Below are 10,879 nucleotides of genomic sequence, written 5' to 3'. Positions count from 1 at the left end.
CATGTGGTGCGATGGAAGGGGGAGATGTACCTGGAGGATGGTCTGCACCGGGCCGTCCGCACCGCGCTGCAGCAGCGCACCGTGCTGCATGCGCGTGTGCTCGACCTGGAGGACGCATGACCACCCTGTCGCCCAGCAGCTACGGCCGTCGCTCCGGTGGCGGTGGCTTCCTCCCTGTGCTCGTCGCCCTCGTGTTCGGCCTGCTCATCGGCGCCGCCGGCGGCTGGTGGGTCGGGCACACCAGCGGCACCTCCTCGTCGGCGTCCCCCACGCCGTCGGTGAGCTGCCCGCCGCTGGCCGCGCTCACCGTGGTCGCGCTCCCGGCGCCCAAGACGATCACGGTGAACGTGTACAACGCGACCACGCGGGGTGGCCTGGCCAGGACCACGGCCGACCTGCTGCTCCAGCGCGGCTTCCGGATCGGGGCGATCGCGAACGACCCCAAGAACGCGTCGGTGGCCAGCAGCGCGGAGGTCCGGTACGGGCCGAAGGGAGCGCTGAACGCGAAGGTGGTGGCCGCTCAGGTGCAGGGCGCCGCGCTGGTCAACGACGGGCGCACCACCACGACCGTGGACTTCGTCGTCGGGCAGGTCTTCACTGCGCTCGCCACGCCCGCCCAGGTGGCCGCGAACCTCAAGCCGACGCCCGTGGCGATCCCGTCCGGCTGCCCGACCCCCGCCCCGGCCGCCAGTACGACGGCGAAGGCGACCGCGAGCCCCAGCAAGTCGTAGCCGGGGGGCGGTCGTTCCCGCCGCGGGTGGACGCTGAGGGAACGTCAAGGGGGCGCTGACGGCCCCCCTTCGTTCACCGGGTGTCCACTCGTGGCTGCCCAGGGCGGAGCGGCTACCCCTCGAGGTAGGACTTCAGCCCGGTCACGGTGTTGCTGACCACGCCCTTGATCACCCGGCTGCGGATGAACCCGGGCACCGGCAGGTTGTGGCTGATGGTCAGGTCGAAGGTGACCTCGGTGTGGCCGTCGTCGACAGGACGCAGCGTGTAGCGGGCGTCCTGCGCCGTCTGCAGCTTGCCCTTGACCATCGACCAGGCCATGCCGTCGTCGAAGTGCTCGTAGGCGAGGGTGTAGTCGTCGGTCCCGATCGTGGTGCTCGACTTGAAGTGCGCCGTGGCCGGCGTGCCGTCCTCGTACTCCTCGAGCAGCTCGGCGGCTAGGACCTCCTTGACCCACTCGGTCTGGCTCTCGACGTCACGGACCTGGGCCAGCACGGTGTCGAACGGCGCCGCGATGACGACGGTCTGGACGGCGTGGTCGGTCGGCATGGCGGTTCTCCTCGGGGGGCTCGTGGGTTCGCGGTCAGGCCGCCTGGGCGATCCGCAGCAGCTCGTCCATCTCGGCGTCGAATGCGTGCACCAGCTTCTCGGCGTCCGGGATGACGTTCGCATCGGTCTTGAACCCGATCCGTACCGTGCCGGCGTAGCTGAAGATGGACACGCCGAGCGTCTGTTGTCCCGACCCGGGGACCCAGCCGAGGACGCCACTGATCGGGGTGCCGGCCACGAAGCGCGGATGGTTTGGCCCGGCGACGTTCGTGGTGACGCCGATCGCCTTGGATGCGAAGAAGTTGACCAGCAGCCGCTCGATGTCGGGGTTGGTGCGCCCGATCGCGCTGATCAGGCCGAAGGTCAAGGTGGCCTCCGGGGACTGTTTGATCGCGTCCATGCGCAGCTTGCTCTGGGCGAGCCGCGCCAGCGGCGCCCGCACGCCGGAGGGCAGCGGCAGCAGGACCAGGGCGAAGCGGTTGCCCAGCTCCTTGGGTAGCGGCTGGTCGAGCGGCCGGATGTTGACCGGGACCATCGTGGACAGGTCGGCCGGCTCGGCTCCGTGGTCGACGACGTAGCTGTGCATCGCCCCGGCGACCGCGGCCACCAGGACGTCGTTGACTGTGGCGCCGGACAGCCGGCCGATCTTCTTGACGTCGTCCAGCCGGCGGGTCTGGGACCACACCGTCCGCTTGCGCAGGCCCGGCTCGCCGATCAGGGGGGACGGCGGGTTGCTGCCGAGCAGCAGCTTGTTGGCGATGTGGGCGGTGTCCTGGACGAGGCTCAGCGCGTCCGCCATCACGGAGGGGTGGGCCAGCTGGGGCAGCTCCGTGAGCAGGTGCAGCCCCTCCCTGGCGATGCCGGTCGCGGCGCCGCCCGCCATGGTCGCGGCGCCGAGCAGCCCGCCGACGCGCCGGCGGCCGGTGGCTCCCTCGAGCTCCTCGAGGTCGGCGGTCGAGGTGGCGTCGGTGAGCGAGAGCATCACCTGGGCCAGCGCGATGCCGTCCGCCAGCGCGTGGTGGAAGCGGGTCATGATGGCCGAGCCGCTCTTGTAGCCTTCGATCAGGTGGAACTGCCACAGGGGGTGCTCCCGGTCCAGCGGGACGTGCACCTGCCGTTCGACGTACCGCTGCAAGGCGACCTTGCCGCCCGGCTTCGGCAGCGTCGCGCGGACCAGATGGCGCTGCAGGTCGAAGTCCAGGTCGTCCTCCCAGTGCGGGAGGCCCACCAGCGAGGCCGCCGGCAGCGGATGCTGGTGGAACACCGGGTAGCGGTCGACGAGGCGGTGCTGCACGACCGCGATCAGCCGCTCCCAGTCGACCGGCTCGTCGAACCACATCACCGAGTCGATGACCATGAGGTTGTTCGGCCGGTCCATGTTCAGCCAGATGGTGTCGACCGGACCGATGGTCCGCCGTCCGCTCGTCCGCCCTCCGCCCATGTCGCGACAGTAGGGCCTCGGGTCGCCACGGCGTAGGGACCGAGGTCACCTCTCCGGGTTCCCGTGCCGGGTCCTCTCAGCCGGCGTTCAGGATGGGCTTACGTTCTTGTGACCTGACCAGACTTTGACCATGACGACGCAGGTCCACCGGGCACCCGGCGGGCAGGCGGCCGGGACGGCGACGCCGTCGACGCTGACTTCGGCCGGTGGCTGGCTGATCGCCTTCGGCCGGCTCACCGGCGACGTCCGCGACCCGGTGCCCGAGTCCGCCGCCCTGGCGGTCGTGTTCGACTGGTTCGGCTGGGTGGACGCCACGTTCAGCACCGACCGGGAGGACGGTGCGCTGTGCCGGTACCGGCGCGGCGAGCTGGTGCTGGACCAGGCTCCCGGCGACCTCCGTGTGGTGCTCGAGCGCTGCGACGCGCTGCGGGCGGAGACGGACGGCGCCTTCGACCACCGGTCATTCTTCGTCAACGCCGGCGGCGACGTACTGATCTCGGGGGCCCGCGAGCCTGGCCAGCCGTGGCGAGTCGGCGTCCTGCCGATCGGGGACGGCGCCGTGGCTACCTCCGGCAGCTACGAGCGGGCGAGCACCTGTGGGGCCGGACGGTCGGCGACCCCGCCCCCGCGAGCGTCCCTGTCGTCGGCCCCGAGCTGGGGCTCGCGGACGCCCTGGCCACCGCGGCGTTCGTCGCCCCCAGGCCGGTCCCCTCGTGCTGGCAGCTGCGCTGGACGCCCGGGCTGGACGGCGTGCTCACCTCGGTGTGAGCGACCCCGCTGCGGGTTCATTCGCAGCGCCGGTCAGCCAGCGTGGAGGGGGGTCCGACCGCCGTGGCTGACCTGCTGGACACCCTGCGCAGAGTCGCCCCCATCCTGGTGTTCCTGGCGTCGATCACCGTGGTCGCCGAGCTGTCCGACGACGCGGGGGTGTTCGAGGCCGCGGCCGCCGTGGCGGCTCGTCGGGGCACCGGCTCGGTGCTCCGGCTGTGGCTGCTGGTGGTGGCCATCGCCGCCGCCACCACCGTGCTGCTGTCGCTGGACACCACCGCCGTCCTGCTCACGCCGATCGTGCTGGCGCTGGCCAGCCGGCTGTCGGTGCGGCCCTGGCCGCTAGCCCTGGCGGTCGCCTGGCTGGCGAACACGGCCTCGCTGCTGCTGCCGGTGTCCAACCTGACCAACCTGCTGCTCGTCGACCGGCTGGGCTGGTCGGCCGGCCGGTACGCCGCCCGGATGTGGCTGCCCGCCCTGGTCGCCGTGTCCGTGTCCGTGCTGCTGCTCGCGGTGCTGCTGCGGGCCAGCCTGACCGGCGGCTACCGCGACGGCGGGGGCAGCCCGCCGTCCGACCGGGTGCTGTTCGGCGTCGCCGTGGGCGTCTGCCTGGCGGTGGGCCCGCTGTTCGTGGTGGGGGTGCCGCCGTGGCTGGTCGGGGTGGCGGCCGCGGGGGTGCTGGCCGCAGTGTTCGCGGTGCGTCGTCGCGCGTCGCTTCGCCGGGGGCTGCTGCCCTGGCGGCTCGTGGTGGTGACGCTCGCGCTGTTCGCGGTCGTCGGGGTCCTGCAGCAGCACGGCCTGACCGGGTGGCTGGACCGGGTGGCCGGCACGGGCACCGACCTGGCCGGGCTGCTGCGGCTGTCCGGCACGGCGGCCGCCGGCAGCAACCTGGTGAACAACCTGCCGGCCTACCTCGCGCTCGAGCCGGTCGCGGCCGGGTCGCCCGAGCGGCTGCTGGCGCTGCTGGTGGGCACCAACCTGGGCCCGCTCATCACCCTGTGGGGCTCACTGGCCACCCTGCTGTGGCGCGAGCGCTGTCGCGCGCGGGGGGTGACGATCCGGGCCTCCGGCTTCGCGCTGGCCGGGCTCCTCGGGGTGCCGCTGCTCGTCGGGTGCACGACCACGGCGGTGTGGCTGACCCGCTGACCCTCGGTGCGTCAGGCCGGGCTCATGACGTTCGTGCGGAGTCCCCGTTCGGCGCGGTCGCGTCGCTCGTCGCGCAGCAGCCGCCACCAGAACACGACCACCAGGATGGCGAAGACCCACCACTGCACCGTGTAGACCGCGTTCTGCAGGTGGAACTCCTTGGCGCCGCTCGTCGTCTGCACCGGCTGGCTGGGTACCGGCTGAAGGGACAGCGGGTCGGGGGGTGTCTGGGCGGTCCGGACGAGGTAGCCGGAACGGTCCGACGCCCTCGTGGCGACGGTCGGGTCGGCCGGCTGCAGCCGGCCCACCACCTGGACCGTGCCGGACGGCGGAGCGGTCAGCCCGGCCTCGTCGTGGGCGGCCCAGCCGCGCACGACCTCGACGGTCGACCCGTCGGACAGCCGCAGCGGCGTCACCACCCAGGACACCGGTGACCCGTCGAGGACCTTGCCTGGGACCAGCAGCTGGTGCGCCGCATCGTACTGCCCGGACATGGTGGCCAGCCGCCCGACCGCGCTGCCGGCCAGCACCGAGCCGTGCGGGTCCAGGGAGTCCAGCGGCGCGGCGGCCGGCTCCTGGCTGTAGCCGTCCGAGGCGCGGTAGCTTCGGCCCAGCTGCCAGTCGCCGAGCCAGCCGAAGGCGAGGAAGAAGACGAGGGCGAGCAGGGTGAGGCCCACCCATCGCCGGGTGAGGAGCAGCCGACCGACGGTCATCGGCGCAGCGTAGCCCGTGCCGGGCCCGGTGTTAGCCTGCGCCGATGGTTCGCCGGCTGTCTCTTGCAGGCCCGCGCCGCGCCCCTCTCGCCACGGGCCTGGCCGTCGCGGCGCTCCTGGTGGGCGGCTGTGCCGCCCCGGGCGCGTCGACGCCGAAGGCCGCGGACCCCTCCGGCATCAACACGGTGGGCACCACAGTGTTCGCCGTGGGCAGCCGCCCGTCGCTCCCGGCGCTGTCCGGGGCGGCGCTGGGTGGCGGGACTCTGGACGTGGCCAGCCTGCGGGGGCATGTGGTGGTGCTCAATGTCTGGGCCTCCTGGTGCGAACCGTGCAAGGAGGAGTCCCCGGCGTTGGCCGCCGTCGCACGCAGCACGGCCGCGCAAGGGGTCCGGTTCGTCGGGATCGACGAGAACGACGAGGACGCCGCGGCCACCGCGTTCCTGGCCAAGATCGGCTCGTCCTATCCCAACCTGGTCGACCCGCAGGGGCGGTTGCTGGCGTCGCTGCGGATGCTGCCGCCGGCCGTGCCGAGCAGCCTGGTGATCGACCAACAGGGCAGGGTCGCCGCCCGGGTCATCGGACCCACCACTGCGGCTGGGATGACCGCGCTGCTGGCCAAGGTGCAGTCGTCGTCCTGACCGCTCAGCGCACACTGCGACCGCTCAGCGCACACCCTGGTGACGCCGTCCCAACGTCCCTCGGTACGGAGCAGCGCGCGCCCTGCGAACAAAAACTGGACATTCAGGGCCCATGCCCTGAAAACGATCTCCTGTCAAGGGCCATTAGTACCTCAAAGACAAGTTTCTTCGCGTTTCGCCTTGCGTACAGGCGTCCGTCAGGTTCAGTCTGTGCACCACCTGCCGCCACCCACTGGCAGTCACCTCGGGAGTAGACGCGTGACCTTTGCGCAAGCTGTAAGCACGCCCGGCAGCACTCGGCTGTCGGCGATGTCGGCCACCGTTGCCGGCTACGTGGCGCTCACCAAGCCGCGGATCATCGAGCTGCTGCTGGTGACCACCGTCCCCTCCATGGTGCTCGCGGCCCAGGGGGTTCCCGGCCTCGGCGTGGCCGTCGCCACGCTCGTCGGTGGCACCCTCGCCGCCGGCAGCGCCAACTCGCTCAACTGCTACCTCGACCGCGACATCGACGCCGTGATGTCGCGCACCGCCGACCGACCGCTGAACGGGTCCGTCGTCAGCCCTCGGGGTGCGCTCGTCTTCGGCTTCGTCCTGGGGGTGACCGCCGTCCTGGGCCTGTGGGCCACCACCAACGGGCTGACGGCGTGGCTGACGCTCGCCGCTATCGCGTTCTACGTGGTCGTCTACACGATGGTGCTCAAGCGGCGGACCGCTTCGAACATCGTCTGGGGTGGGGCGGCCGGGTGCATGCCGACGCTGATCGGCTGGTCCGCGGTCACCGGGCACCTGGCCTGGGCGCCCCTGGTGCTCTTCGCGATCGTCTTCTTCTGGACGCCGCCACACTTCTGGGCGCTGGCCATGAGGTTCCGGGCCGACTACGCAGCGGCCGGGGTGCCCATGCTCCCGGTCGTCGCCGACGACGTGGTGGTCGCGCGGCGCATCGCCGTCTACTCCTGGGTCATGGTCGGCACCTCGCTGCTGCTGTGGCCGGTCGCCGGCATGGGCCTGGTCTACGGGGGCTCCGCGCTGGTGCTCGGCGGGGTGTTCCTGCGCGAGGCACACCACCTGCTGCGCGCCGTGCGCGAGGGGGGGGCCGGATCCCCGAACCGGTTGTTCCACTGGTCCATCACGTACCTGAGCCTGCTGTTCGCGGCCGTCGCGCTCGACGTCGTGCTGCGGGGCTGGCTGTGAACGCGCAACGGACCCCGGCCGCCTGGCCGCGGTCGTCCATGAGGAGGTCGGCGTGACCAAAGCGCAGAAGACCATTGGTGTCCTGGTGCCGTTGGCCCTGCTGCTCGCCCTGGTGATCTGGACGTTCACCTGGCTGATTGGCTATCCGCCAACGGTGCAGGCGGCGACGACCACGCCCGGCGAGGTCAACGTGACCATGCAGACGGTCGGCACCATCGGGACCGGGCCGCACCCGGAGTGGGTCTCCTACCTGATCCAACAGCCGGACGGCAGCTGGACGCACTCGACGGTCCTGCAAGTGCCTGCGCACACCAAGGTGCACATGACGATCCAGCAGTACGACACGGGGTCCTCCCTCCGGAACCCGCTCATGAACCAAGTCCTCGGGATCACCGATGCCGCCAACAACGGTCAGCCTTACGGTCTGTGGACGGACGTGATCGGGCACACCTTCACCATCCCGGAGCTGGGGATCAGCGTCCCCCTCCCGGGAATCCCGGACGATTCCACCAACATGTGCAGCGTCGCGCCGTGTGCCAAGTCCTTCGACCACAACACGGTCACATTCACGTTCACGACCCAGGGCGCAGGGACGTACACCTGGCAGTGCTTCGTGCCCTGCGGCGTCGCGTACCTCGCCGGGTTCGGCGGCCCGATGGCGACCCTTGGCTACATGAACGGCATCCTGAAGGTGGTGGCCTGATGGCCCGCGGCGGCGACGAGAACAAGAAGCACCTCACCCGGATCGCGTTGATCTGGCTGGTGCTGGCCGTGATCCTCACGCCGATGGTGTACTTCGTCTGGGGGCCGCACATGCCACCGGGCAACATGGCTGACAACGCTGAGGGCCAGCGGTTCGACAACACCGTCCTCGCGACCGTGGCCACCCCGGTGGTCCTGTTCATCTGGGTCTACTTCGGCTATGCGCTGGTCAACTTCCGCCGGACGGCGGGCGACGACACGGACGGTCCGCCGATCAAGGGGCACGCCCGCTTCCAGGCCGTCTGGGTCGGACTGACCACGTTCATCGTGTTGTCGCTGTTCGTGTTCGGCACCTACGAGCTGGTCGCCCCTAAGGGCGCCGGTACCGGCTCCGGGGCCAGCCCGATTTGGACGCCGGCCGGCTACACCGACGACCAGGCGAAGAGCACCCTGTTCCAGGTGCAGGTGATCGGCCAGCAGTGGCGGTGGACGTTCCGCTACCCGCAGTACTCGGGCGTGCAAACCACCGAGCTGGTGATCCCGACCGGTGTGCCGATCCAGTTCAACGTCACGTCCCTGGACGTCATCCACTCGTTCTGGGCTTACCAGCTCGGTGTGAAGGCCGACGCCAACCCGGGCGTGAACAACATCTCGTTCGTCACGGTGAGCCGGACCGGCAACTTCGACATCCGGTGCGACGAGCTCTGCGGTCCGCTGCACGGCGCGATGTTCTCGACCGGCAAGGCCGTGAGCATGGGTGACTTCAACGTGTGGATGGCGGCACAGCTGGACAAGTACGCCAAGGTCATCCCGCTGCTCCCGCCGTACGCCACGACGTACCTGCCGCAGGTCGACGGTGGCTACTACGACCCGAGCCAGGACCCGTTGCCGCCGGACGCGACGCTGCCCAGCACTCCCGCGGCCCCGGCCGCCGCCTCCCCGTCCCCGTCCAGCTGAGGACCCACGATGATTGATGAGCAGACGATCGAACCGGCCGTCTCCGACGGAGGGGACTCCAGCGCGCCGGCCCTGGAGAAGGGCAGGTCCTTCTGGCGCCGGCCGAACGTGCTCACCGGGCTCATTGGTGGGGCGGTGGGCTACGCCATCGGGCACTGGCTCGGCAACGCCATCGCGTCGAGCTACCAGGAGGTCGTGGGAAACGGCGAGAACAACTTCGCTCTCACCCTCGGCTACCTGATCGCGACGCTCGGCTGGCTGGGCGGACTGGGGATCCTCAACTACCCGCTCGCCAAGATCATCGGTCTGCGGCCCGAGCCGAAGTACGACGAGGACCGCCGGCTCAGCCGGTACTTCCGGTACAACCTGGACCACAAGGTTGTGGGCCTGCAGTACCTGTCCGCGATGCTCGTGTACTTCTTTGTGGCCGGATTGTTCGCCCTCGCGGTGCGCAGCGAGCTGCTCTCGCCCACGCGGCACCTGCTCAGCCCCGAGACGTATGTCGCGGTGGTGGGCGAGCACGGCACGATGATGATGATGATGATGACGTCGGCCATCCTCGGGCCGTTCGGCAACTACCTCGTCCCGCTGATGATCGGCTCGCGCCGGATGGCCTTCCCTCGGCTTGAGGCGCTGTCCTTCTGGATCACGCCGGCAGCCTTCGTGGTGCTGGTGTCGGGTCTGATCGTGGGCGGGTTCCCCACCGGCTGGACCGGCTATGCCCCGCTGGCCATCCAGGCCAAGCAGGGCCAGGACGCCTACCTCGTCGCGTTCGGCCTCATGGGTACCTCCATGGTGCTGGCCGGGTTCAACATCGTGGCCACGATGGTGAACTACCGGGCGCCCGGTATGACGTACAGCAGGGTGCCGCTGTTCGTGTGGGCCATGACCATCACCTCGATGCTCATGGTCCTCGCGGCGCCGGTCTTGGTGGCGGCGACGTACATGTCCTTGATGGACCGCACCGTGCAGACCGCGTTGTTCGACGTCAACCACGGCGGCAGCTCGTACCTGTGGCAGAACCTCTACTGGTTCTTCGGCCACCCGGAGGTGTATATCCTCGCGCTGCCCGGGTTCGGCATCGCGCTGGAGCTGCTCCCGGTGTTCGCCCGCAAGCCGGCCTTCGCCTACAAGACGGCTGTCGCCGGCATGGTCGGCGTCGGCGTGCTCAGCTTCTTCGTCTGGCAGCACCACCTGTTCGACAGCGGGATCAACCCGGACATGCGCCCCGTCGTCATGTTCACCACTGAGCTGATCTCGATCCCGACCGGCATCATCTACCTGGTCGCGATCGGCACGATGTGGCGGGCCAAGCTGCGGATCACGGTGCCGATGCTGTTCATCCTCGGTGGGCTGTTCAACTTCCTGCTGGGCGGCATCTCCGGGGTGTTCCTGTCGGACGTGCCGGCCGACGGGGTGGCCCACGGCAGCTTCTTCGTGATGGCGCACTTCCACTACACGATCATGGGTGGGTACATCTTCTTCTTCATCGCGGGCATCTACTACTGGGTGCCCAAGATGCTGGGTCGGCGGCTGAGCGACCGGATCGGCAAGTGGCACTTCTGGCTGATGTTCATCGCGTTCAACTCGACGTTCCTGCCGCTGTTCGCGGTCGGCCAGCTGGGCATGCCGCGGCGCGTGTTCCAGTACGCCCAAGCGCTGCAGGGGCTCAACGTCTGGGTCTCGATCTCGGCGTTCGCCCTCGGGCTGTCCCTCCTGGTGTTCGTCTACAACCTGCTCAAGTCGTTGATCATCGACGACAAGAAGCCGATCGAGGAGAACCCCTGGCAGTCGAGGGGCCTCGAGTGGATGACCCCGACGCCACCGCCGGTGGACAACTTCCGGACCGTTCCGTTGGTCGTGTCCGGGCCCTACGAGTACGGAACCGGAGCCGGTCCGATGGCCGTGTTCTCCGCAACCTCCGCGACCGTGGCCGAAGGAGCCGAGACCCGATGAGCGACCTGCGAAGCAGCGCCGAGGAGATCGCCGTCGTCGATACGGCGGCGCACGAGCGGAAGGCGACCCTGGGGGCCTACTGGACCGGC

The 10,879-nt window shown here is 70.1% G+C and carries 12 protein-coding genes; 9 read left to right on the top strand and 3 right to left on the bottom strand.

From position 1 onward, the window contains the following. Positions 1–120: type II toxin-antitoxin system VapB family antitoxin (locus VIM19_11945; GenBank protein ID HEY5185589.1), on the top strand; the 120-nt coding region annotated here is incomplete at its 5' end. Further along, complete coding sequence (locus VIM19_11940) at positions 117–731, top strand: LytR C-terminal domain-containing protein (GenBank protein ID HEY5185588.1); 615 nt, start codon at positions 117–119, stop codon at positions 729–731. The genes VIM19_11945 and VIM19_11940, both read left to right, overlap by 4 nt. 112 nt (positions 732–843) lie before the next feature. Here VIM19_11940 and VIM19_11935 read toward each other — a convergent pair whose 3' ends face one another. Beyond that, a complete protein-coding gene (locus VIM19_11935; GenBank protein HEY5185587.1) occupies positions 844–1,278 on the bottom strand; it encodes an SRPBCC family protein in 435 nt (144 codons plus the stop codon). A 34-nt stretch (positions 1,279–1,312) separates the two neighbouring features. Beyond that, on the bottom strand, positions 1,313–2,719 hold the full coding sequence (locus VIM19_11930) for a wax ester/triacylglycerol synthase family O-acyltransferase (GenBank protein ID HEY5185586.1): 1,407 nt from the start codon (positions 2,717–2,719) through the stop codon (positions 1,313–1,315). 522 nt (positions 2,720–3,241) lie between these two features. Between VIM19_11930 and VIM19_11925 the strand changes: the two genes are divergently transcribed. Next, complete coding sequence (locus VIM19_11925) at positions 3,242–3,487, top strand: hypothetical protein (protein ID HEY5185585.1); 246 nt, start codon at positions 3,242–3,244, stop codon at positions 3,485–3,487. A gap of 63 nt (positions 3,488–3,550) precedes the next feature. Continuing rightward, positions 3,551–4,633 carry an SLC13 family permease gene (locus tag VIM19_11920; GenBank protein HEY5185584.1) on the top strand — a complete coding sequence of 361 codons (1,083 nt, stop codon included), beginning with the start codon at positions 3,551–3,553 and terminating at the stop codon, positions 4,631–4,633. Positions 4,634–4,644: 11 nt separating this feature from the next. Here VIM19_11920 and VIM19_11915 read toward each other — a convergent pair whose 3' ends face one another. Next, complete coding sequence (locus VIM19_11915) at positions 4,645–5,346, bottom strand: SURF1 family protein (GenBank protein HEY5185583.1); 702 nt, start codon at positions 5,344–5,346, stop codon at positions 4,645–4,647. Between the two features lie 44 nt (positions 5,347–5,390). Between VIM19_11915 and VIM19_11910 the strand changes: the two genes are divergently transcribed. From VIM19_11910 to VIM19_11890, 5 genes are all read left to right on the top strand, one after another. Further along, positions 5,391–5,984 (top strand): TlpA disulfide reductase family protein, encoded by a 594-nt coding sequence (locus tag VIM19_11910; protein ID HEY5185582.1) that lies wholly within the window; start codon positions 5,391–5,393, stop codon positions 5,982–5,984. Positions 5,985–6,284: 300 nt separating this feature from the next. Continuing rightward, positions 6,285–7,175 (top strand): heme o synthase, encoded by an 891-nt coding sequence (locus VIM19_11905; GenBank protein ID HEY5185581.1) that lies wholly within the window; start codon positions 6,285–6,287, stop codon positions 7,173–7,175. Between the two features lie 52 nt (positions 7,176–7,227). Next, on the top strand, positions 7,228–7,878 hold the full coding sequence (locus tag VIM19_11900) for a hypothetical protein (GenBank protein ID HEY5185580.1): 651 nt from the start codon (positions 7,228–7,230) through the stop codon (positions 7,876–7,878). Continuing rightward, entirely contained in the window at positions 7,878–8,834 is a 957-nt protein-coding gene (locus VIM19_11895; GenBank protein HEY5185579.1) for a cytochrome c oxidase subunit II, read from the top strand. The genes VIM19_11900 and VIM19_11895 overlap by 1 nt, the downstream gene beginning before the upstream one ends. Before the next feature lie 9 nt (positions 8,835–8,843). Then, positions 8,844–10,790: a cbb3-type cytochrome c oxidase subunit I gene (locus VIM19_11890; protein ID HEY5185578.1), complete on the top strand. Its 1,947-nt coding sequence runs from the start codon at positions 8,844–8,846 to the stop codon at positions 10,788–10,790. Positions 10,791–10,879: the final 89 nt, after the last annotated feature.

The sequence above is a fragment of the Actinomycetes bacterium genome, from assembly GCA_036510875.1.
GTDB lineage: Bacteria > Actinomycetota > Actinomycetes > Prado026 > Prado026 > DATCDE01.
Note: the sequence above shows the minus strand (reverse complement) of the source record. Positions and strands in the feature narration are given on the sequence as shown.

Excerpts from the sequence above, each read along its gene's own strand:
- VIM19_11890 (HEY5185578.1), top strand. The coding sequence starts at position 8,844 with ATGATTGATGAGCAGACGATCGAACCGGCCGTCTCCGACGGAGGGGAC.
- VIM19_11895 (HEY5185579.1), top strand. The coding sequence starts at position 7,878 with ATGGCCCGCGGCGGCGACGAGAACAAGAAGCACCTCACCCGGATCGCG.
- VIM19_11940 (HEY5185588.1), top strand. The coding sequence starts at position 117 with ATGACCACCCTGTCGCCCAGCAGCTACGGCCGTCGCTCCGGTGGCGGT.
- VIM19_11935 (HEY5185587.1), bottom strand. The coding sequence starts at position 1,278 with ATGCCGACCGACCACGCCGTCCAGACCGTCGTCATCGCGGCGCCGTTC.
- VIM19_11930 (HEY5185586.1), bottom strand. The coding sequence starts at position 2,719 with ATGGGCGGAGGGCGGACGAGCGGACGGCGGACCATCGGTCCGGTCGAC.
- VIM19_11910 (HEY5185582.1), top strand. The coding sequence starts at position 5,391 with ATGGTTCGCCGGCTGTCTCTTGCAGGCCCGCGCCGCGCCCCTCTCGCC.
- VIM19_11915 (HEY5185583.1), bottom strand. The coding sequence starts at position 5,346 with ATGACCGTCGGTCGGCTGCTCCTCACCCGGCGATGGGTGGGCCTCACC.